The 22,302-nt window shown below is 63.2% G+C and carries 22 protein-coding genes; 16 read left to right on the forward strand and 6 right to left on the reverse strand.

What is annotated here, in order from left to right:
- Positions 1 to 65: 65 nt before the first annotated feature.
- The 5 genes from aqpZ to H6718_35110 all read right to left on the reverse strand — a co-directional run bounded on the left by aqpZ (position 66) and on the right by H6718_35110 (position 4,785).
- Positions 66 to 770: an aquaporin Z gene (aqpZ, locus tag H6718_35090; protein ID MCB9590686.1), complete on the reverse strand. Its 705-nt coding sequence runs from the start codon at positions 768 to 770 to the stop codon at positions 66 to 68.
- A gap of 269 nt (positions 771 to 1,039) precedes the next feature.
- A complete protein-coding gene (locus H6718_35095; GenBank protein MCB9590687.1) occupies positions 1,040 to 1,468 on the reverse strand; it encodes a hypothetical protein in 429 nt (142 codons plus the stop codon).
- Positions 1,469 to 1,565: 97 nt separating this feature from the next.
- Complete coding sequence (locus H6718_35100; protein MCB9590688.1) at positions 1,566 to 1,937, reverse strand: hypothetical protein; 372 nt, start codon at positions 1,935 to 1,937, stop codon at positions 1,566 to 1,568.
- 99 nt (positions 1,938 to 2,036) lie between these two features.
- The gene (locus tag H6718_35105) at positions 2,037 to 2,864 is read right to left on the reverse strand and encodes a hypothetical protein (GenBank protein MCB9590689.1); all 828 of its coding nucleotides are present in this window, start codon (positions 2,862 to 2,864) and stop codon (positions 2,037 to 2,039) included.
- A gap of 313 nt (positions 2,865 to 3,177) precedes the next feature.
- Positions 3,178 to 4,785: a sodium-dependent transporter gene (locus tag H6718_35110; protein ID MCB9590690.1), complete on the reverse strand. Its 1,608-nt coding sequence runs from the start codon at positions 4,783 to 4,785 to the stop codon at positions 3,178 to 3,180.
- 195 nt (positions 4,786 to 4,980) lie between these two features.
- Here H6718_35110 and H6718_35115 point away from each other — a divergent pair, with 195 nt between their 5' ends.
- Complete coding sequence (locus H6718_35115; GenBank protein ID MCB9590691.1) at positions 4,981 to 5,808, forward strand: thioesterase family protein; 828 nt, start codon at positions 4,981 to 4,983, stop codon at positions 5,806 to 5,808.
- A gap of 53 nt (positions 5,809 to 5,861) precedes the next feature.
- Positions 5,862 to 6,956 carry a hypothetical protein gene (locus H6718_35120; protein ID MCB9590692.1) on the forward strand — a complete coding sequence of 365 codons (1,095 nt, stop codon included), beginning with the start codon at positions 5,862 to 5,864 and terminating at the stop codon, positions 6,954 to 6,956.
- 42 nt (positions 6,957 to 6,998) lie between these two features.
- Here the strand turns inward: H6718_35120 and H6718_35125 are convergent, their stop codons facing one another.
- Positions 6,999 to 7,757: a hypothetical protein gene (locus H6718_35125; protein MCB9590693.1), complete on the reverse strand. Its 759-nt coding sequence runs from the start codon at positions 7,755 to 7,757 to the stop codon at positions 6,999 to 7,001.
- A gap of 668 nt (positions 7,758 to 8,425) precedes the next feature.
- Between H6718_35125 and H6718_35130 the strand changes: the two genes are divergently transcribed.
- The 14 genes from H6718_35130 to H6718_35195 all read left to right on the forward strand — a co-directional run bounded on the left by H6718_35130 (position 8,426) and on the right by H6718_35195 (position 22,114).
- Positions 8,426 to 9,904, forward strand: a complete 1,479-nt coding sequence (locus tag H6718_35130) for a hypothetical protein (GenBank protein MCB9590694.1) — start codon at positions 8,426 to 8,428, stop codon at positions 9,902 to 9,904.
- Between the two features lie 106 nt (positions 9,905 to 10,010).
- Positions 10,011 to 11,615 carry a radical SAM protein gene (locus tag H6718_35135; protein MCB9590695.1) on the forward strand — a complete coding sequence of 535 codons (1,605 nt, stop codon included), beginning with the start codon at positions 10,011 to 10,013 and terminating at the stop codon, positions 11,613 to 11,615.
- A 17-nt stretch (positions 11,616 to 11,632) separates the two neighbouring features.
- Complete coding sequence (locus H6718_35140; protein MCB9590696.1) at positions 11,633 to 13,168, forward strand: radical SAM protein; 1,536 nt, start codon at positions 11,633 to 11,635, stop codon at positions 13,166 to 13,168.
- Positions 13,165 to 13,905, forward strand: a complete 741-nt coding sequence (locus tag H6718_35145) for an SDR family oxidoreductase (GenBank protein ID MCB9590697.1) — start codon at positions 13,165 to 13,167, stop codon at positions 13,903 to 13,905. Before H6718_35140 ends, H6718_35145 begins: the two co-directional genes overlap by 4 nt.
- Positions 13,902 to 14,624, forward strand: a complete 723-nt coding sequence (locus tag H6718_35150) for an SDR family oxidoreductase (GenBank protein MCB9590698.1) — start codon at positions 13,902 to 13,904, stop codon at positions 14,622 to 14,624. Before H6718_35145 ends, H6718_35150 begins: the two co-directional genes overlap by 4 nt.
- Before the next feature lies 1 nt (position 14,625).
- Positions 14,626 to 15,189, forward strand: a complete 564-nt coding sequence (locus H6718_35155; protein ID MCB9590699.1) for a hypothetical protein — start codon at positions 14,626 to 14,628, stop codon at positions 15,187 to 15,189.
- A complete protein-coding gene (locus H6718_35160; GenBank protein ID MCB9590700.1) occupies positions 15,186 to 16,580 on the forward strand; it encodes an aspartate aminotransferase family protein in 1,395 nt (464 codons plus the stop codon). Before H6718_35155 ends, H6718_35160 begins: the two co-directional genes overlap by 4 nt.
- 19 nt (positions 16,581 to 16,599) lie before the next feature.
- Complete coding sequence (locus tag H6718_35165; GenBank protein MCB9590701.1) at positions 16,600 to 17,679, forward strand: radical SAM protein; 1,080 nt, start codon at positions 16,600 to 16,602, stop codon at positions 17,677 to 17,679.
- A gap of 7 nt (positions 17,680 to 17,686) precedes the next feature.
- Complete coding sequence (locus tag H6718_35170) at positions 17,687 to 18,163, forward strand: beta-hydroxyacyl-ACP dehydratase (GenBank protein ID MCB9590702.1); 477 nt, start codon at positions 17,687 to 17,689, stop codon at positions 18,161 to 18,163.
- A complete protein-coding gene (locus H6718_35175; protein MCB9590703.1) occupies positions 18,160 to 19,068 on the forward strand; it encodes a hypothetical protein in 909 nt (302 codons plus the stop codon). Before H6718_35170 ends, H6718_35175 begins: the two co-directional genes overlap by 4 nt.
- Positions 19,065 to 20,324, forward strand: a complete 1,260-nt coding sequence (locus tag H6718_35180) for a beta-ketoacyl-[acyl-carrier-protein] synthase family protein (protein ID MCB9590704.1) — start codon at positions 19,065 to 19,067, stop codon at positions 20,322 to 20,324. The genes H6718_35175 and H6718_35180 overlap by 4 nt, the downstream gene beginning before the upstream one ends.
- Entirely contained in the window at positions 20,317 to 21,069 is a 753-nt protein-coding gene (locus H6718_35185) for an SDR family oxidoreductase (GenBank protein MCB9590705.1), read from the forward strand. Before H6718_35180 ends, H6718_35185 begins: the two co-directional genes overlap by 8 nt.
- Positions 21,066 to 21,695, forward strand: a complete 630-nt coding sequence (locus tag H6718_35190; protein ID MCB9590706.1) for a nitroreductase family protein — start codon at positions 21,066 to 21,068, stop codon at positions 21,693 to 21,695. The genes H6718_35185 and H6718_35190 overlap by 4 nt, the downstream gene beginning before the upstream one ends.
- Before the next feature lie 14 nt (positions 21,696 to 21,709).
- Positions 21,710 to 22,114, forward strand: a complete 405-nt coding sequence (locus H6718_35195; GenBank protein ID MCB9590707.1) for an acyl carrier protein — start codon at positions 21,710 to 21,712, stop codon at positions 22,112 to 22,114.
- Positions 22,115 to 22,302 lie beyond the last annotated feature (188 nt).

Consider the following 22,302-nt stretch of genomic DNA (forward strand, 5'->3'; position numbering starts at 1 on the left):
CCATTTCAAGCGCCAGGCAGCCGATTTGCGGCCCGCCTGACGCCACCGAAGTCACCGTCCGCGCCTCAATCCGCCTTTTCGTCCTTGAAGAGCACGGGAAACAGCAACCCCGCGAGCACGCCTCCGACGATCGGTGCGAGCCAGAATAGCCAGAGTTGAGCGAGCGCCCAGCCCCCTGCGAACAGTGCGGGCCCGGTGCTCCGCGCGGGATTCACCGAGAGATTCGTGACCGGGATACCGATCAGGTGAATCAGCGTTAGAGCGAGACCGATAGCGATTGGTGCGAAACCAGCGGGCGCCTTGCCGTGGGTCGAGCCCAGGATGATGAACAGGAAGAAGAAGGTCAGCACGACCTCCGCCACGAGCGCGGACAGCATGCTGTATCCGCCCGGAGAGTGGTCGCCGAAACCATTCGACGCGAAGCCGGCGTGTACATCAAATCCCGCTTTCCCCGAGGCAATGACGAACAGCACCCCAGCGCCAGCCACACCGCCGACCACCTGCGCGACGACGTAAGGCAGCGCCTCTTTGGCCGGAAAACGACCGCCGGCGACCAAGCCAGCGGTAACCGCGGGGTTCAGGTGGCAGCCAGAGATGTGCCCGATGGCGTACGCCATCGTCAACACTGTGAGGCCAAACGCCAAGGACACTCCAAGGAGTCCGATCCCGACGTTCGGAAACGCCGCCGACAACACGGCACTGCCGCAGCCTCCGAATACCAACCAAAACGTCCCAAAGGCCTCGGCGGCCGCGCGTCGTCCCAAGCTCATGCTCTGTCTCCTGCGATGGGTAGCGCAAGGGTATGGCTCAGCGTGAGACAGCCCACTTGCTGGCGCGTGAGCGCGCATCGCGCACGCCGCTCAGCAAGGCACGTACCAACACCCGATGCCGTGGCGCAGCTTGCCCGCGGACGTCTATTTCCGCAGGAGTAATCGCAAAAGGCGTGCGCGCACTACCCCGTTCAAGTGCCTTGGAACGAGACACGCCGCGCCACGCGCAGGGCTGAGACGACACCCGCGTCGCCTCGAGCCCGCAGTGGCTACTCTCGCTTGGGCTGGTCCTTGGCCTTCGCCATCTTGGTCTCTGAGCAACCGATGGAGAGCAACCACGCCTTCCGTTGCTGGGCGTTGCCCTTGCCGACATATTCAGAGCGAGCGATGCCGTCCTCCATGAACTCGCCGTTGCACTCGTCGAAGTGCTGCTCGACCGCCTTCTCCCGCGCTTTCGCGCGGCGCAGGTTCTCCTCGGCACGGCCCACGCTCTTGTCGGCGTCCGTGAGTAACGGCGGGGCGCCGAACTTGGTCTCGAGGCACCAGTCCACGGCGTCTTCGCGACAGGCGTCGTACATGTCTTGATCTTGCTGCGGAAGATCCATGTACGGCGTAGATGACGCGCACGCCAAGAGCGCTACTGCTGCCACCAGTCCCAACCCCAATACGTCCCGCCCGCGTACTCGCTTGTCAGCCATCGCCACCCTCCGTCGAGAAAGCCTCAACGGGGAAAGGTGCCCGACGTCAGCCGACGAGCGTATCCCCCAACCGGGAGATGCACCCTTAGCAACGCCCTTAGACCAGCAACAGGATGGCGCCGACGATACCGAAGATCACGAGCATGAAGACCAGGCTAGCGACCAACATGATCACCGTCATGTTGCGGGCCCGTTTGAAGCCTTGATCCACGTGGTACTGCTGGAACTGCTGAAGGTTGTTCATGCCAGCGCCGTAGCCGTAACCCACCTGCGGGATCTTATCCTGGGGGGTGCCGGGGTACTGCGCCCCGATTTGTTGGGCGAGCATGCGATTGATGAGCACTTGATGCTCCGCCGCTCGCGCGTGGTGAGGCAGCACCTGACCGCAGAACGGGCAGTTTGGCCGCGTCATGTCGTTGAGCGCTAGCGTTCCACCACAGTGCTGACAGTTCATCGTCGGCTGGGTCACGTCCCCCTCGCTTTCTTGAGTGTGCAGGACACGGCGCTCAGATCATGCAAGTCGCCGTGGCCCTGCGAGACGGCGCGGCGTTTCCGCATGGTTTTTCTTCTACGCCTGCACGACGGCGTTCGACGGGATCCACTGCTGGGAGCCGCCTTCGAACTGCACGAGGTATTGATTGGGCGCCGCTTGCAGGACCTGCCCCGGGTAGCGATTCCCATCTGACCACATCACCATCACGCGCGAGCCCGCGGTGATGCCTCCGGTTAGCACGGCCGCGGCTTGCCCGAAGCCAAACCCGAGCGGGTTCTGCATGATGCTGGCTGCCGCGGCCTGTTGCTGCATCATCGCGGGGTTGTTCATCGCCGCGGCGATCGGATCCTGATTGGCGTAGTTGATAGCCTGCTGTTGCGAAGGCCCCTGCTGGGCCGCCGCGCTCGAGTCGACGCTCTTCTGCACCTGACGCGGGGGAGCGCCGCCTCGGATCTGCGCCTCCCATTGCTGCAGCTTCTGCGGGTGCCCCGCGTACTGCATCATGTTCTGAGCCATCTGGTTGTTCCAGTAGCCCGCGGCCTGAGTCCACTCGCTTTGCGTCAGTCCAACTGCCTGAACGGCTGGCTCGAAGCTGTACACCTTGATCATCGCCGACACGTAGACGAAGTCGTCGTAGCTGATCCGCGTGGCACCACCTTGCCGCTTCGCGAGTGCCGCCTGGTAAAGGGGCATGAAGGCAGTGGCCACGCGCCCCATGAGGCTCATGTCCTGCATGCGCGCCGTCCAGCCGGCCTTCGCCGCCTCGTAGTCGGCCTGACTCACCCCCTCTTGAGCCAACACTTGGGCAGTGCCTGCAGGGTCGTTGTCCTTGCCATCGAGGGCCGCGCCGAGCTCGGCGTAGCGCTCCAGTGAAATCCCATTGATGGGTGCAAACGGATCCATTGTCGCCTCCTCTCATCAGCAGGCCGGAAGTCGTGGGGGGTTGTAAAGAACAATCGCCGGCGGACTTCAGGACGCGTTGAGAGCGCTCCTTTGGGTCTCGAGGCGCGTCGCGGAAACCGAATTCCCCTCGATTCCGCGGCCGAGCTTGCTCCTGCGTGAGCAGAGCATTCCAGCGGCAATCGATTCACGCCGGAAACGCGAAAGAGCTCGAGTGGCTACGCCTTGGGGCCTCTCAGCACCTTTGCGTAGCACCAAGCGGCGAAACCCCAAACGAAGCTCAGCGACACCACCATGCTCACCCATCCCATCGTGGTCATTCCGCCTCCTCGACTGCCGGTTGCTCCGTACCGCGGTCCGTAGCCCAGCGCCCCTCAGCCCTCCAAACGCAAGCCACCAGCACCCCCGCTACCGCCCCCACCACCGCGAGTGTCCACAGTGCGATGGGATTGGCGCCGAGCGCCTTCAAGTAGCCGGGCAGACTCTGAATGCAAAAGCCGACGAACACCACCAGCAAGAACAGCGGCGAGACCCAACGAAACATCCAGCGGAACCACGTGGGAATGCGCGCGTCCGATCCATGATTCGCCTCGGCAATCCCGCGCTCAGCACCGAACACCCAAGCGAACACCCAGAGCTGCAGCGAGCCCATCACGAAGATCAGCGTGGTCCCAACCCAGAAGTCCATCGTATCGAGCGCTGTGAGATCCTTGCTGAACCACATCACCCAAGCCACCCCGGGTACCACCAGGCCGACGAGCACGCTGGTCGCGCGACGCCGCGAGACACCCAGCGACTCTGTCAAGAAGGCGGTGACCGGTTGCAGCATCGAGAGCGAGCTGGTTATTGCCGCAAGGAACAGCATGGAGAACCAAATCGCACCGACCCAGCGTCCAAACGCCCCGAGGTACTGAAACACGACCGGCAGCGTGTTGAAGCCAAGTCCAAACGTCCCGCCTACAGCGCCGCTCGCGCCCAAGAAGACGAACGCTGCCGGGATGGTGATCATCCCACCGAAGCCCACCTCGAAGAGTTCATTCGTGGCGGTGGCGGTCAAGCCATTCAGCACCACGTCGTCTTTACGGCGCAGGTAGGAGGCGTAGTTGATGATCACGCCGAAGCCGACGGACAACGAAAAGAAGATCTGTCCAGCCGCGGCGAGCCAGGTCTTGAAGTCCCAGAGTCTCGAGAAGTCTGGATTCCACATGTACCCCAGGCCCGCGAGGACGTTCCGCTCCGGAAACGTTGGGTCCGGGGTGCCCAAGGTCAGCACCCGAATCAACACCACCACCGCGCACAACGCCATGACTGGCATCGCATAGGTGCAGAACTTCTCAATGCCTGCGGACAGCCCGCGGTAGCAGAGCCACACGTTCAGCGCGAGCACGACGATCAACACGATGTTCTCGGTGTCGAGCCCGTGAGCAAACAGTTGACCATTGCCACCGATGCCCGTGGCCCGCGTGAACACCGCCTCGCTCGCCTTGGCGTATCCTCCGGGATCCGTTCCCAAGTCCATACCGCCAATGACGTACTGAACGGCGTAGTACAGGCACCACGACTCGATCAGCACGTAGTACATGTAGACCACCAAGGGAATGAGGACGCCGATCACCCCAAGGTAGCGAAACGCCTTGCGCCCACTCACACGACCCAGGATCGCCGGCGCGGAGTGGTACCCATGTGCTCCGCCTTTGCGGCCCAGCGTCCACTCGGCCCAACCGATGGGGATCCCCAGGATGAATAGGGAAACGAAGTACGGAATCATGAACGCTCCGCCTCCGTTCTGAGCCGCCTGCCCTGGAAACCTCAGGAAGTTCCCAAGCCCGACAGCACTCCCGGCCACCGCCAGGATGACTCCCAGGCGTGAGCCCCACCCGTCCGCTTTCGCGCTCGCCCGCTCGACCTCGACCGACCCGCTCATCTTGAACGACCCCGTGCACCGAACCAACCGCGTCTATGACCACGGCGACGCGCCGTGCGTCGGGAAGCTACAGCGCCGATTCGGGGGTGCGCAATCGAGGACTGCAAGCTCGCAGCGGGAGACTGCACCTCTGCAGGGCGCCTGCCAGGTAGATTGCCAGTTGACCCCTCCCCTCGATGCCCCATGTGAGGTCACATGCCCCCGGCCGCTCCCGATTTCGTCCACGTTTCCACCCCCGCGCCAACGGCTGCAGCAGCGTTTGCGCTTCCCCAGCACGCCTTCAAGCTCGATGTACCCGAGGGCTGGCGCCAGGGGCGCGGAGCGTTCGGTGGCTACGTGATCGCGGCGTTGACTCGGGCGACCGATCAACTCGAGAGCAACGCGGACCGCAAACTGCGCTCGCTGACTTCCACGATCCCCGCCCCGGTGGTCGCGGGCCCCGCTGACGTGTACGTCAGTCCCTTGCGCATCGGAAGCGGTGTTTCTACGTGGCAATCACTGTTGGTTCAAGAGAACGAGGTGCGTGCGCAAGCGACGCTGGTCTACGGCAAGCAGCGAGTCTCGACGGCGGGTTGGTCGCCCCAGCCTCCTACGGGGCACCCCCACTGGTCAGAGGTGGACGTCGTCAACATGCGGGCACCGCTGGGCCCCGAGTTTGCTCAGCACTTCGAGTTTCGCCCCGTTGGAGCACCTCCTTTCAGTGGAGGTAGCGAACCCATCGCGAGCGGTTGGATCCGAAACCGTCCCGCGCTGTCCAAGCTCAGCGCCGCCGATGTGCTCGCGCTACTCGACGCTTGGTGGCCAGCTTCCTTCGTCTTGGAGACCGCGCCGCGGCCGATGGCTACCTTGACCTACACCGCAGAGCTGTTGGTGGACCCCGCAAGTCTGGACGATGCACCGCTGTTCTATCGAGCGCGCAGCGAAGCCATGCACGACGGCTTTTGCGCCGAGTTTCGTGAGCTATGGACGGTTCAGGGCGCTCTGGTGGGCCTCAATCAACAGACATTCGTGATGATCCGCTAGCGATAGTCACCCTCGAATTGCCACACGGCTGATTGTCCGAGACACTCTCGGGCATGGCTGGCCGAACAGAGCCGGGTTCGTTTCCTCACGGCATCATCCGAGGCACCTGGACCTGCCTCGCGATTTTTTGGGGGTTAGGGCTTACAGGCTGCGGCAACGCGGACTCTGGCGACAGCAGTGCAAACCAGGACCCTCCGAGCACGTTACGCGCCCTGACGTTCAACACCGGCACCACCGGTGGACTCGCCCACGACAAGCCACCGGACGACGGCTACACTTCGGCAGAAGCCGCGCTGTCAGATATGTACTACGGCGACGGCCTGGCGTGGCAGACGGTGGTGGACGACACTCGCGCCTTCTTCGACCGGCTCAACTCGGATCCAGACACGGGGATCGATGTGATCGCCTTTCAGGAGATCTTTTACTCCGGAGACTGCGTGAGTGTGCCCGAAGAGGCCAAGCCAGGGTTTGTCTGCGAGACCTGGCAACCCGGAACCCCTAGCGTCGCCCAGCTGATACTTGGAGCCGGCTACCAGGTGGCGTGCAACATCGAGAAGCCGGACAAGTGCATTGCCGTAAGGAAATCCTTCGCAACGATCCGCGGATGCGACCAGGACCTATGCTTGGATGCCCTGGCGGGTGCGCGGGTCCCCGACTGCGGCGGCGGTTCTAGGGTGGGACGCGCGGAGCTAGAGCTGACGAGCGGCGATGAGCTGACCGTCGTGCTGGTGCACGGCTCGAGTGGGATCGAGCAGAAGGATCAGGACTGCCGGATGCAACAATTCCAGCAGATCTTTCAGCAGCTAGACCCAGGCGTCGATGGGCTCAAGGGCGCACCCGGGGCCAATGGCAGCCGCAACCTCATCCTCGGGGACCTGAACACCGATCCCGGTCGCAACTTCGACTTCGACGAGAGCGCCGCCTACTTCGCCGACCACGCCGACGGGACGAAGTTTCACTTCGTGACCGACGTAGGACCTACGGCTACGCCAACCTACGGTGGCCTATTCAACATCGACCACATCGTAAGTGACTACTACACGGGCAACTGCGTCACGGCGGGCGTGAGCGACGGGGTGCCTGGTGTCACGAGCACCACCTACTTCGACCACAAGCCGGTGTACTGCAACCTCGAACCACCAAAATAAGCGAGGCCCGGGAACTCCCGTGGCTGCCTATCAAACACGGGCTCAGCTGTCCGCAAGGACCACCCAACCCTCGTCTTCCGCACCCGGCGAGACTGCGGCCAGTAAGTTACACACTTGCTGAACCTCCGCCACGGTACGGGAGTTCGTGAGGTCAGCTCGCAGGTCGGGCGAAGATCGCCTGGACGCATGCTCGAGGAACTCCAACCAGAAGCGAGTGTACGCCTCGAGCATCTCCCGGGACTCGAGGGAGATGAAAGCGACCTCGAGCACCATCGCGCTGTCGAGGTAGTGCTCCGAGCCTTCACCATCGATCCAGTTGTGCTCGACCGGCTCGTGCAACGCAGCAAGCGCGCCGGGCTGCTCCCCTCTGGGCGCGTACCAACCAGCTCCCACCTCAAGCTGAGAAATCAAATCCGCATAGATTTGTTGGCAGATCGTGTCCTTCGTCTCCACCTGGGTCACGAAGAACTCGAACAGGGCCTGCTCGAACACCGCATCCACCGGATAGGTGACATAGCGATAGCATCCGAGTGGCTGCCCGCCAGACAGTGGACAGTTGGCGCAATCCGGGATGCCACGCTCGAAACTCGCGACCTCGCGGACGATGCCAGGATAGGTCAACGTGCGAGGACCGCGACCGGTGACGGAGACAGTGATCTGAATGGCTTCGCGACGCTCCTCAGGAACGCGCTCCTCTACGAGTCGCTTGTATGCACGCAACTTGAGCCGACCGAGAAAGCCCTCTGGCTTCAGCTCCGTCTGCAGTTGGCAAGCACGCCAGCCAATGAAGTCCGCACCCATGACTCCTCAGCAGGAGATGGGACCACACGACGGCGCGCGAGTCAAAGCCCGACCTGCAACGCAAATGAGTGATCTGAATCGTGCCGCTGGGTACGCGTGCATCTCAGCTTGAGATCGACCGTGGCGTCCATCGTCTACGAGTCATCAAGATCGGGTTCGTGAGCGGGCATTTTGCAGCGACGGATTGTACAGGCGCGTTCGGCGCACTGATGAAACTTGGCGCCTCTGACCGCTGCATACACGTCGCTGCAACACCTACCGCTGCGACAGTGCGTCGCCTCGCTGCACCCCGGAGACCTCCGGAGGATCTGCGGAGAGCGGGTGCATGGACACCCCCTCCATGATCTGTCTTGGCGACACGCGCGATACGCGAGCGTCAACGCGAAGCGCTTGACATCGAGAACTCGAGCAGCGACTGGCCGACAAGGGAGCTGCGATCATATCTGCGCGGATACACTGCGCTTGAACGTGATGATGGGCGCCGTCTTCATGAGGCAGCTGTCGCCCGCCATGCTCGGGCAACGGAGGTCCAGGTGGTCTGGTGCCCGTGCTACCTCGAGGGCGCTTACTTCGACACGGACTACGCCGTTCGATTCGCCTCAGACACGGGTCAAGCAAGGTGCGTTTTTTTCCGATGCGGCGTCTCGCATCGGTCTAATCTCTAGACCGTGCAGCAACAGACCTTCGACACGCTGACGCGTGTGATCGAGTGCGCCCACTGCGGAGCTCCGCTAGCCGGAAGTGAGCAAACGCAGGTACGCTGTAGCTATTGCGGAGCAACCAACCACGTGGAACTCCGGCCGCGGGCGACGGCGAAGACCCTCACGCCAGCGCAACAGATCGCCCGCATGTCGGCGCTGAAGGCGCAATTCGATCATCCAGTGCCCGGGCATGTCTACGACATGGACTCGCCACCACCGCGGCTCGCTCACCAGCGCGTTCACAATCGCATGGCGTCCGCTGAGTACGCCGCGTTGTGGAACCAGCTTCGAGCGAACTCCGGACCTCGAGATCTGGAAGACCAACGTTCTCTGACTTGGGTCGCCATCCGCGCTGCGACCACGTTCAGCGAAACCGGCCGCCCCCGTGAGGCGCGGGCCAAGCTCGAAACGGCGCTCGACTTGGTCGAAGACTCTGGCTTGCGGCATCTGCTGCGCTGCGAGCTTGCGCTGTGCGCGATCCGCGCGGGCGAAGCGCAGGCGGCCCGAAGCTGGCTCAATGAATGCGACCCGTGGGCGGAGGTGCTCGAGCTGGACTCTACTTTCCGCATGGCTAATGCTCGCTTGGCGCTCCTCGAAGGCAAACCTCAGGAAGCGCTGCAGCACATCGGTGCTGCACCGGGCGTGGTCCCCTTAGACGCAAGCTACGAGGCGCACGCCAAGGGGATCCGCGCCCACGCCGCCGAGCTCATGGGACACGCCCCGGTAGAGATGCAGGAGTCGGAGCTGAAGATGCTGCGCAATGAGCAGCTCGCCCCCGGCGCACGCATCCAGCTGGTGAAGCGCGGCTTGAGAACCGCGCGCGCCAACCGCGCGAACCTTCACAACTTATGGTGGGTCTTTATCACTACGTGGTTGAAGGCCCCCTACTGGGCGATCATCATCGCGCTGGTCACGTCCGCTGGTGGCTGCATGACCAAGACAGGTCCGGTGGGTGGCATCACCGCGTATGAGTTGTGTCCCCTCGTATGTGAAGGGTGCCAGGCCCCATACACCCACGTGTTCTACGGGACGAACGACGAGGGCCAGCACGATGTGGTCTGCGACAACCCGCGTGGCGAACCAAGCAAGCTCGACACCAACGCGGCGTTCTCGTACAGCATGTCCCACCGTGGGCAGGTACTGCCGGGTGGCGGATGGACACTGATCGGCGTCGCATTCTTCGTCTACTTTCCTTTGGCGCTGTTTCTCTCGTTCCTGCGCTCGCTGAGCGTTCGATCGCGCATGCGCGGCCGCCGAGCGGAGTACGAACGGCAGATCGCGAGCTACGAGCAGGAGCTGCGGAGCCTAGGGGGAGATCCCGCGGCGAATGATGTCACCCCCGGCTTCCGACCTGAGCGAGCACTGGTTGCGCTGATGATCGTGCTGATCCCGATCTTGCTGATGGGAAGCTGCGTCGGGGTCAACCTCGGATTGCGCGCTGGTTAGATAGGCCAGTTTGGGCCTCCACCGCGGCGTCGCCCCCCCCTCCCCCAAGCAACAATTGCGCTCTATCGCTACGCGCGATACCGAGAGCGAAACGAGGGAGGAAGCCATGACGCAGAGCACTGCGGGCACGGGCAGTATCGCGATCCATCCGGCGGGCGAACCGCTGCAGCGACCGCCAACGGGCCACGTCTACTTTTCCATGACCAAGAGCTTGTGCGCCCAGTGCAAGCGCTCCGTCGACGCCAAGATTCAGTTCGAAGGCGACGCCGTCTACTTTCGCAAGTTCTGTCCGGAGCACGGGCACCAAGAGTGTCTGGTGGCATCGTCCGTCGAGTGGTACCTCGACGCGCTCTCATTCGTGGCGCCAAGCACACCGCCTCGTGCTGGCAACGGAGAAATCCGCGCGGTAAAAGGTGGCTGCCCTCACGATTGCGGCCCGTGCACCTCGCACCAGCAAAAGGTGTACATGCCGGTGGTCCCCATCACTAGCGCGTGCAACCTCGACTGCCCAATTTGCTACACCGTCAACAAGAACGAGGACGCGCACATGCTGAGCCGAGAAGCATTCGCGAAGATCCTCGAGCACCTCAAAGCTCAACACGACGAGCTGGACATCATCAACTTCACTGGCGGTGAGCCGACGCTCCACCCGGAGCTCCCAGAACTCTTGCGCATGTCCCGAGAAGCGGGCATCCGGCGCCTGACGGTGAGCACCAATGGGCTCAAGCTCTTGAAGGAAGAGTACGTCGAAGAGCTCGCGAAGGTGGACGCGCGCATCGTGCTCTCCCTCGACACCTACGACGACGCGATCGACAAACAGCTACTCGGCGCAACCACCACCAGGAGCAAGCTCAAGGTACTCGATCTGCTGGAGACGCATGACGTCACCACGACGATTCTCCCCGCGATAGCTGCTGGCCTGAACGATCGCGATGTGCCGCAGCTGTTCGAGGAGGTGCTGAAGCGTCGCAATATCTGCTCACTGGAGATGCACACCTTGACGTTCACGGGTCAAGGCGGCGTCGGCTTCGATCGCACGGCGCGCATCACGACACCGGACTTGCATCGGATCTTGGAGCAACACACCGGCGGGCAGCTCACCGCCAGGGACTTCGTGCCGAGTCCTCTAGCTCACCCGCACTGCTACTCCATCTGCTACCTGCTGATGCTCGATCCGGAGCCAGACCACGCGGCGGATGCCGCGCGTTTCGTGACCTATGCACAGCTGTTTGGGCGCGAGGTGTTGTTCGACCTCCTCGGCGACTCGCTGTACATCCAGCCACGCGAAAAGGTGGAAGAGGTGCTGCGCACAGCGATGGATGAGCTTTGGGCGGATCCCGATCGCCTGAAGGAGAGCGAGCGCGTGCTCAAGACGCTGAAGCGCCTGTTGCTCGAAATGTTTCCTCCCGGCAAGACAATCCCGCTTGAAGAGCGTCAGAAGATCGCCGAGCGCGCTACCAAGGCCATCTACATCCACTCCCATATGGACGAAGAAAGCTTCGACGTGGCGCGGGTGATGAAGTGCAGCATTGGGGTGCCCGAGACCGACGGCAGCAACATCCCCACTTGCTCCTACAACGTGCTGTATCGCGAACGCGATCAACGCTTCGCCGACCCCGCAATGATCCAGCGCATGGATGCCGCGGTCGCTGAAGTGCACCCTCACCTGCGCGATGGCAAGCGCTCCCTACCTTTGATCACGCGCGGCTGAGCGCTCGGAGAACCTGCATGACTCGACTGAATCTGCCGATCGCGGAGACTCGTTTCAACTTCACCCAGAGCGCGGCAGGCGGTCATGGAAGCCAGGAGATCTTCCACTCCTTCTCGCGCGGCCTGTGTCCCCAGTGCGAGCGACCTGTGGACGGCGCGCGCATCATCCGCGAGGGCAAGGTGTACTTGCGCAAGCAGTGCCCGACCCATGGTCAGAGTGAGGCGCTGATCTCCGGCGACGTCGACTGGTTCTTGCAGTCGCTTACCTACGTCAAAGAGGGCTCGAAGCCGTTCAAGTACTCCACCGAAGTGGAGAAGGGCTGCCCCGACGACTGCGGCTTGTGTCCCGATCACGAGCAGCACTCGTGCCTACCGATCATCGAGATCACGAATCACTGCAACCTCGAGTGCCCGATCTGCATCGTGCAGAACAAGAACAACTACAACATGACCCGCGAGGAGTTTGGACGCATCCTCGACGGCATCATCGAGCGCGAAGGCTCGATCGAGACGATCAACTTGAGCGGGGGTGAGCCAACACTCCACCCAGATTTCCTGGCGTTCTGCGACATGGCGCGCTCCCGCAAGGAAATCAGCCGGGTCTCCATCTCCACCAACGGGCTGCGCTGCGCCACCGACTACGCCTTTTGCGAAGCGATGGCCGAAAAAGGCATCTACATCAGCCTGCAGCTCGACGCCCTCAGTAACCCGGCCCTACGCACCCTTCGTGGAGGCGGCGACCAGAAGGCCGCCAAGGAAAAGGCGCTAGCGAACTTGGAGCGCGCTGGCGTGCGCACCACCATCGTCTCGACGCTGGCCCGCGGCGTGAATGACGACAGCATCGGACAGGCCATCGAGCTCCTGTACTCGAAGGACTTCATCCTCTCGCTGACCTTTCAGCCGGCGGCCTACACTGGCTACGGCGGCGCGCACTTCGCGCCTCACAACCCCCAAGACGTCATCACCATCCCCGATGTAGTGAACCTCGCGGAAGCGCAGACCGGCGGCAAGTTGAAGAAGAGCGACTTCCTACCGCTCCCCTGCTCCCACCCGAGCTGCTTTGCGCTGACCTACCTGCTCAAGGTCGAAGACGAGTTCGTGCCTTTCCCGCGCTTCTTGGAGCTCGAGAAGTACCTGGAGCTGATCTCCAACCGCGGCACGATTCGCCCCGACGAACAGTTCGAGGGCGCGCTGCGCGATGCCATCGACCAAATGTGGACCAGCTCCGGTCAGGTGCCTGACTGCGATCGCATCATGGGTTGCCTCAAGCGCGCCATCTTCCTGATGTACCCAGAGGAGCGCGCGTTGGAACTCGAAGAGCGCCTGCGCATCGGAGAAGGCCTGGTCAAGACAGTGTTCATTCACGCCTTCATGGATGTGCACACCTTCGAGGTGGACCGCATCAAGAAGTGCTGCACGCACTACGCCCTGCCCGATGGGCGACTGATGCCCGGGTGCGCCTACAACAACTTGTATCGCCAGAAAGACGAGCGCTTCGCTGGCCCCGTTGGCAAAGCGCAGATCTGGGGAGCGAAGTCGGAGGAGCCTGCTTGAAGCTCCTAGCCGGGAAGCGTGTGCTAATCACCGGAGGCTCTCGGGGCCTCGGGCGCGAGCTGTGTCTGCGTTTCGCAGAGCATGGAGCGAACATCGGCTTCAGCTATAACCGCAACGCTGATGCCGCACGGAAGTTGGAAGACGAGCTAACACAGCTCGGCGCCAGCTTCCGCAGCTACCAGTGCTCCGTGCTCGACACCGACGGTACGCAGAACATGGTGAAGGACCTGGAGGAGCAGCTCGGTCCGTTGGACATTCTGGTGAACAACGCTGGGATCTCACAGAACCTACCCCTCGCGCTGCTCGAGGAAGAGGACTTCGACCGCGTGATGGACACCAACGTCAAGGGTACCTACCTGACGACGCGAGCCGTGGTGCGCAGCATGATGCGGCGCAAGGCCGGGGTTATCTTGAATATGGGCTCCTTGGCTGGGGTGCGCATGATCGAAGCGCCAATTCACTACTGCGCGAGCAAAGCCGCGGTGGTGGGCATGACCGAGGCGCTGGCGAAGGAGCTCGCTCGACATCAGATCCGCGTGTTGTGCATGGCCCCGGGGCTCTTGGAAGATGGCGTTGGACGCAATCTCCCGGAGCATCGCCTGAAGGACTACCTGCACCACTGCGCGCTCGGACGCGTGGGCACGTTCCGCGAGATCGCAGAAGCATGTGCCTTCTTGGTGAGTGACCTCAACGGCTACATGACCGGCGCGACCGTGATCGCCGATGGGGGCGTATGAAGCGGGCGCTGGTGATTGGCGGCTCGGGTCAGCTCGGGCAGGTGCTGTGTCGAGCGCTCCATGCGGCGGACGCGCGGGTCGCGTTCACGTACTTTCAGGGAGAAAATAGCGCGAAATCGCTACAGCACGAGCTTGGCTGCGACGCGGCTAGGCTCGACTTGCGCGAGCTTGCGACGGTAGGCCCTGCGCTGCTCGACCTGACAGACCGCCTTGGTGGTATCGATTGCTTAATCCACGCGGCAACGATTGGCTCGACATTGACTCCACCAGCTTTCGATCGCCTCGAGGACACGACAGTTGAAGGCTTTCAGGAGCTGATGGCGGTGAACGTAGGCAGCGCCTACTTCGCGTGCCAAGCGCTCGCGCCACAGCTGGGTGCAGGTCAGGGCAACATCGTGTTGCTCGGGTCGGTGGACGGCATCAAACCAGTGCCTTCGCCACCGCCCTACGCGGTGAGCAAAGCTGCGCTCAAAGGCCTGGCGCTCAGCCTGTGCAAGGCGCTCGGGCCCAGCGGCGTCTGCGTGAACGTGGTCGCGCCCGGCGTGCTCGAGCGAGGCGCGTCTCACACGCTTCCGGACCAGCTGCGCGTCGAGTACCTCAAGCACTGCGGGCTGAAGCGCGTCGGACGCTTGGAAGAGGCGGCCAACTTGGTTTGCTGGCTCGGGCTGCACAACACGTACATCACCGGGCAAACCCTGATGGTCGACGGAGGCCTCTGACTTGACGCGCAGGCTGTGGGCTCCAGCGGTGTGCGCCTTGGCTATCTATGGCTACGGCGTGTACGCACACGTCCTGCGGGGTGAAGCACCAGATCTATTCTGGGTATGCAACGTGGCCCCGTTGGTGCTGGCGCTCGGCTGCTTGATGGGGCGCGGCGGGCTGGTCGCGATCAGCATTTGCTGGCTCGTATTTGGTACGCCCATGTGGTTGATTGACTTGTTCGGCGGCGGCAACTGGATGTTGGCGTCACTCTCGACGCATCTTGGCGGGCTGGCTGTCGGGATATTTGCCGCGCGGCAATTAGTCTGGCCGCGAGGGAGCTGGCTCAGCGCAGTGGCAGCCCACATCGGCTTGTTGGGACTGACGCGGGTCCTCACCCCCCCGATGTTCAACGTCAATTTGGTGTTTGCGGTGTGGCCCGGTTGGGAAGGTCTCTTCCCCAATCACCTGGTCTACTTGCTCGGGCTCGGCGCCTTGGCGAGCCTGACCTATTTTCTCGTGGAGCGCCTGGCGCTGCGGCTACGCGCGCCCAGCTCGACTGTAGCTCAGGGAGTGGAAGCATGACGCAAAGTATCCCGCCGTCGGTGCGGCCAGAGCATCCGACGGCAGTCCAGCGCTACATGGATCACGTCAACCCGGCGTTCATACAACTGCTAGGCACGTTTGGCTTCGGGCGCGTCTTCGTCCGCGCTGAAGGCATGAAGCTGTGGGACGATCACGATCGGGAGTACCTGGACTTCCTGGCTGGCTTCGGCGCGATCAACCTAGGACATAACCCCACGGAACTGGCGACCGCGATCACCCGAGCGCTCGACGATAAGCATCCGAACGTGATGCACGTCGGTCCCCAAGTGTGGGCCGGTGAGCTGGGTGCCGCGCTGGCAGCGCGCTTCCCCAAGCTGCCTGTCTCGCTCTTCTCGTGCAGCGGTGGGGAAGCCGTGGAAGCCGCAATGAAGCTCGCGCGCGCGGCCACCAAGCGCCCAGGCGTCGTCTACGCAACCGGGGGATTTCACGGCACTGGGCTAGGTAACTTGAGCGTGATGGGCTTTCCCCGCTGGCAAAAGCCGTTTCGTCCGCTGGTACCCGACTGCCACGAGGTGCCTTTCGGTGACCTCGAGGCGCTCAAACAGGTGCTGAAGAAGCGCAAGGTTGCTGGTCTGCTGCTCGAACCGATCCAAGGCGAGGCCGGCGTGCTGATGCCGCCTGGAGCATACCTCGCAGGCGCGCAAGCGCTGTGTCGAAGGTACGGTGCGCTCTTCATGCTAGATGAGGTGCAGACCGGGCTCGGCCGCACCGGGCGCTTGTGTTGCTACCAACACGAAAGCGATCTCGATCCCGACGTCGTGATCCTTGGCAAGAGCTTGGGTGGTTCGCTGATCCCCATCTCCGCAACTCTTACCCGCACGGAAATACAGAAGAAGGCCTACGGCAGCGTCTTCAAGTTCGATCTCCACGGCTCCACGCTGAGCGGCAACGCGCTCGGCTGTCGAGTCGCCCTGGAGACCCTGCGCTTGATCGACGACTGGGGGTTGTGTGAGCGCGCGCAGAACCGCGGCGAACAGCTGCAGGCGGGACTCGAGTCACGCCTATCGGGGCACCCTCTGGTGCGCGCGGTTCGCGGCCAGGGCCTATTGATTGGGCTCGAGCTCGGCCCCACAGGCAGTAACTGGGTGCAGCGCCTGGCTCCGCGCCTGGTGAAGCTGTTGTCACGTCAAGTGCTCGGCCAGTGGCTCAGCGTACGGTTGCTCGAGCGCGGCCTCCTGACTCAACCTGCTTCTCAGCAGTGGGATGTGCTGAAGCTGACTCCGCCGCTCACCGTGAGTGAGCAAGAAGTGGACGCGCTGATCGGCGCCATCGGGGACATCTTGGATGAGTACCGCGACCTGACGCCGCTGGTGCTCGACGTCACAAAACGCCTGGGCGATCAGAAGAAGAGCGGATGGCTTTTCCGCTAGGTAGCGCTCGGAGTCGCCCATGAAGCTCGACGTACTGAAGAAGGACCTGAGATTCGCGGCGGGGGTTGCGCGAAAAAAGCCCTTCAACTGCCTGATCCAGGTGACGAACCGCTGCAACATGAAGTGCAGCTTCTGCGACTTCTGGCCGAACCCCGCCAAGGGGAACAGCGTCGATCCTCCGGAGCACGAACTCAGCCTGCGAGAGTTCGAGTCCATCGCCGATCAGCTCGACCGCATGGGGTGCTTCCTCGTGTCTATCGAAGGCGGCGAACCGTTGATCCGCAAGGATATAGTCGACGTGGTTCGCATCCTGAGCCGTCGCCACATCACCGCGCTCTTCACCAGCGGTTGGCATATGACGCCTGAAAAGGCTCGAGAACTATTTGCCGCCGGGCTCACCCACGCCAGCGTGTCCATCGACTACCCCGACGCGCGCCACGATCAGAAGCGACGCGTCGCGGGCACGCGGGACCGCGCCTGGGAGGCTGTGGACATGCTCAAAGCCGCAGCCCCTCGCGGCGGAAAGCAAGTCAACGTGATGACGGTGATCCTCGACAGCAACTGGCAAAGCCTCGGGGAGCTGTTCGAACAAACGAAGCAGAGTGGTGTTGGTCAGCAGGTCACGCTGCTGAGCACCATGGGCACACGGCGGGTGAGTTCCGCAGAGGACCGCTTGCCGCCACCGGAAGCCGCGGCGAGCCTCGCATCCCTCTGGAAACGGTACCCGCACGTGCGGTTCTTTCGCGAGTACTTCGCTGTGATGCAGACATTCTTGGAGTTCGAAACGCTTCGCGATCATGACGGGACACTGCCGCGGGCAGTCGCTGAGAAGCTGCCCACGTGTCGCGCAGGCGCGCAGAGCTTCAATATCGATCACCTGGGCAACGTATCCTCCTGCATCGAGCGCATTGGCAAGCCGGTGGGTAGCATCCGTCAACACAGCCTGGAGACGCTCCACGGTCGCCTCGTCGCAGAGGCCGCAGAGATCGCAGCCTGCCAACAATGCTGGACCGCCTGTCGTGGCTTTCAGCAAGCCATCGGCGACGGTGGCAGCGTCAAGAACTGGCTCGACATGAGCCTACGGACTCGGACGGATTGAGAAGATCATGCGCTACATCCTCCTCGATCGCATCACCTTCGTGCAGCCGGGTGAGCTCGCCAAGGGCATCAAATGCGTGAGCTTGACCGACGAGATCTTGCACGATCACTTTCCCGATCACCCGTTGCTGCCGGGTGTGCTGAGTATCGAAGCTGCCGCGCAGCTTGCTGGTTTCCTGCTGGAAATTTCAAGTCCAGAGACCGAAGACCCGCCCAAGCGCTCACTGCTGGTGCAAATTGACAAGGCGAAGTTCCACCGCCCAGCTCGCCCAGGCGATACGTTGGAGCTCTTCGCACAGCTCAAGCAGGGCATGGATGGCGCCGCGCGAGTCGACGTCGGGGCGGATATTGCGGGAGAGAAGTCGATGCGAGGCAGCCTGACGTTCATGCTGCGGGAGATCCCATCGGAGCGGGTTCACGCTCAGCGCCGTTACCTTTACGAGCTGTGGACACGGGACCTGGATCTCAAGGTGAAGATCCGATGATCGAACTCGTCGCCTGCTCCAGCGTCGTGCTCACGCCACCGGAAGGCGCGGCCGAAGGCGAAGCTGAGACAGCTCCCCTCGCGAAGCCGACCCAGTTCCTCAAGGAGCGCAAGAGCCTCAAGTACATGGGCCTTCAAGACCAGCTGGCTGTTTTGGTTGCGGGTCGCGCTCTCGAAAGATCGAACCTGCTAGGCCAGGAGTTCGGAGATCGCTGCGGGCTCTACCTCGCCGTCGGTTACATCCCCTTCGAGGAGCCGGACATCGCCCCGGTGCTCGCTGCGAGCATGCAAGGCTCGGAATTTTCCTTAGAGAAATTCTCGAAGGAGGGGTACACGCGAGCGCATCCGCTGCTAGCGTTTCGCTGCCTACCCAATATGCCCGCGTATCACGTGGCAGCGAATTTCGGCATTTCGGGCCCTTACTCGGTGGTTTATCCGGGGGGAGGTCAGCTGTATCAGGCGCTCGAACAGGCTTTGGATGATCTGCAAGAGGAGCGCGTCGATTGGGCGCTGGTTGGAGGCGTGGCACACCAGCGAAACTTCCTGGTGGAGCATCACATGCGGCGGCAACTGCCTAGCGTTGGAGCAGACAAGCTGCGAGACGCCGCGAGCATGCTGCTGCTCCGCCGAGGCACTGCAACCAGTCGCTGCAGGCTGCTCGAAACTCAAGTCGCGTACTCTCCCTTCGATCCGCTGCAGGAGGTTCCGCCCGCGACCGATGAGCTGAGCTTGGGTGACGACTTCCGCGCGGTGTGGGGCGCGACCGAGGGCGCGCTCGAGGTCGGCCCAGCTAGCCTCGGCATTGCGCTGAGCGAGCTACTCGCTGGCAATGGCGGACAGCTCACTCACCGCGCAAGCACGCGCGAGGGGATCCGCGCGATGAGCCGCTGGGAGCTCGCGCAATGAGCCGCCATCGCGTCGTCGTCACCGGCATGGGGGTGGTTTCGCCGTTGGGCAATCGGGTGGATGCGTTCTGCGAGGCACTGCTCGCAGGGCGCTCCGGCATCGCCGAAATCACGTCGTTCGATGCTTCCAACCTACCGACCCATATCGCCGGTGAAGCGCAGCTCCCCAGCGACGCGCCTCTCGGTGACCGCAAGATCGCCTTCGCGCTCGAAGCCGCACGCCAGGCGTTGGAGGACGCGGGGCGAGGGGCAAGCAGCGGGAGCAGCGAGATCGATGCCCACGCGGGAGTTAGCCTCGGGGTCGGCCTCGAGCTGTTCAACATGCCCGACCTCGTGCGCTCGAGGGCTCCCGGCTTCGAGTTGCCCGACGAGCTGGCGCAGCGACTTGGTTTCATGCAAACACCGTCTGACGTCTGCGTGCACGCCATTGCCGCACGGCATGGCCTTGGGGCGGCGCCAGAGATTCACGTGTCTGCCTGCGCGGCAGGCACGGACGCCTTGGGTCACGCCCTGCGGCTCATCGCTAGCGGCCGCCGGCGCTGGGTGCTCGCAGGCGGCACCGACAGCATGATCAATCCGTTGGGCGTCGCCGGCTTCTGCGCCTTGGGAGCAACTTCCACACGGAACGCCGAACCCACTCGCGCATCGCGCCCCTTCGACACCCGGCGGGACGGCTTCGTGATGGGTGAAGGGGCAGGCATGCTCGTATTGGAGCGCCTGAGCGACGCGCGAGCGCGGGGCGCGCGCATCTACGCTGAGCTGGCTGGCTTCGGCAGCTCGTTCGACGCCTTCAAGATCGCCGACCCCCACCCCGAAGGGCGCGGCGCGTGGCAAGCCATGGCGCGCGCCTTGAGCGACGCGAGGCTCGAAGCCAAACACATAGACTACGTCAACGCCCACGGCACCAGCACTCCCAAGAATGACCCTGCGGAAACGCTCGCCATCAAGCGACTGCTGGACGAGCGGGCTCATCACGTGGCCATCAGCTCAACGAAGAGCATGATCGGCCATTTGATCTCCGCAGCCGGCGCCGTCGAGGCGGTGGCTACGATCGCCTGCATGCTGCGGGGCCAAGTTCACCCAACCATCAACCTGGAAGAGCCGGACCCGAGCTGTGACCTGGATTACGTCCCAGAGGGGGCGAGGTCCGTCGACGTGCGCCACGCGATCTCCAGCTCGTATGGCTTCGGAGGCCACAACGCGAGCATCGTCTTGCGTCACCCAGCCGAAATCGACAACTGGAGCTACGATGCCTGAACTCGCGGGGCGCAAAATCGTGATCACTGGGGGCAGTGGTGACCTGGGTCAGGCCATGGCGCGAACCTGCGTCGCCCAAGGCGCGCAGGTGCTACTCGGCTACCACCGTGGGCGGGCACTCGCGGAGTCCCTGGCCAGTGAGCTGGGCGCGAAGTGCGCGAGCCTGGACGTGTCCGATCCGACGCGCATCAGCGAGTTCGTCAGCGCAGCCGACGAAGCTCTAGGCGGCATTGATGGTTGGGTCAACGCCGCTGGCATAGTCAAGCCTGGACTGCTCGTCAGCCAGACACCCCTCGAGGTGGAGCAAGTCGTGCGTGTGAACCTGTTGGGGACGCTCTGGTGTTGCCAGGCCGCTATCCCCGTGCTGCTAAAGCAGCGTCCTCGCGGAAACGGCCAACGTGGCGTGATCCTGAACCTAAGCTCCGTGACCAGCCAGCGCGCGGCGCGCGGCCAGTCTGCGTATGCTGCGAGCAAAGGTGGTGTTGAGGCCCTCACCCGGAGCCTGGCGGTCGAGTACGCAAGGAAGGGGATCCGTGTCGTCGCGCTCGCACCGGGCGCCATCGAGAGCCGGATGCTGGAGCCAACCAAGGCCCTGGCCGGAGGCGAACTGCTGGAGCGGATCCCCGCGAAGCGTATCGGCTCCCCACTGGACGTCGCCGAGTACGCGAGCTTTCTCCTAAGCGACCGCTCGCAGTACGTGACCGGCTGCGTCGCTCACAGCGATGGAGGCTACGTCGTCGCATGACGCTGGACGGGCTCCTCGAGCGTCGACGTAGCGTGCGGCGCTTCAGGGCGGACGCCCTGGAGCGCACGGACATCGAGCGCTTGCTGGAGGCCGCAGTGAGTGCGCCCTCTGCGAGCAACAAGCAGCCGTGGCGGTGGCTGGTCGTCACCAATCGGGAACGCATCGAGCAGCTAGCGAGTGCCGTGCGCGAAGCGACTCGCGCGCTGCAGGCGTCAATCCCAGAGCAGAGCCAAGTCGCGTTCGCGGCGTACGGCGAGTACTTCACGCGCTTCGAACACGCCCCCTGTGTGATCGTCCCGATCTGCCGCGGGCACGCCGTGCTCTCTCAGCTGGTGGATGACAGCTTACCTCGGAAGCTTCGCGAAGCCGTTCTCCACATGGAGCGCCACTCCGCTGTGGTCAGCACCTCCCTAGGGCTGATGAACCTGCTCCTCAAGGCGACGGACATCGGTCTCGGCGCGTCAGCGATGACTGGCCCGCTGGTCGCTGCAGGCGCGCTGAAGGAGCTGTTGGGTGTCCCGAAGAGCTGGAGTATCGTCGCTCTGGTCGCGGTGGGGCACCCAGACGAGGACCCCAAAGCCACTACGCGCAAGGCGCTACAGCACGTCGTGCGTTTCATCGACTGAGACGAGCAACCAAGATGACGTACGCAGCGATCCCTGACTCGATATTTCAAACCGTCAAAGCGCTGATCGTCGACGCCCTGGCTGTGGAGCCCGACGAAGTGACGTTAGGGAGCCGCTTGGTGGATGACCTGGGAGCCGACTCCCTCGACTTCGTCGACATCGTGTTTCAGCTGGACCAGGAGCTCGATATCAAGGTGCGCGACGGGGAGTTCAACTTCCTCACGCGGCTCGACTTTTCATCGCCCGAGGTGATGCAAGAGGGTTTCCTTACGGAACCTGTCATCGCTGAGCTAGAGAAGTGGCTCCCGGCAATCGCGGAGCAGCCCGACCGCATGCGCATCACGCCTCAGCAGCTGTTCAGCCTGATCACGGTAGAGGCCATCTGTATCGTCGCCGCCAGGCGTGCCCCAGCCGAGTAAGCGCCGGACGGAGCTGCCTGCGGGGCCGGGGCTAGCGGCGCCGATGGTTTGAAGGCTGAGGCACCCTCACCCCCAAAAATCCGTTCTTTTGCCGATCGTTCGCCGAACCGGAGACGCGAATGTGAGTGGGACTTTTTTGCACTGGGTGGGTTGCGATTCGCCGCGCCCCGGGTATTATCAGTCGCATG

The organism is Polyangiaceae bacterium, from assembly GCA_020633205.1.
Taxonomy (GTDB): domain Bacteria; phylum Myxococcota_A; class Polyangia; order Polyangiales; family Polyangiaceae; genus JAHBVY01.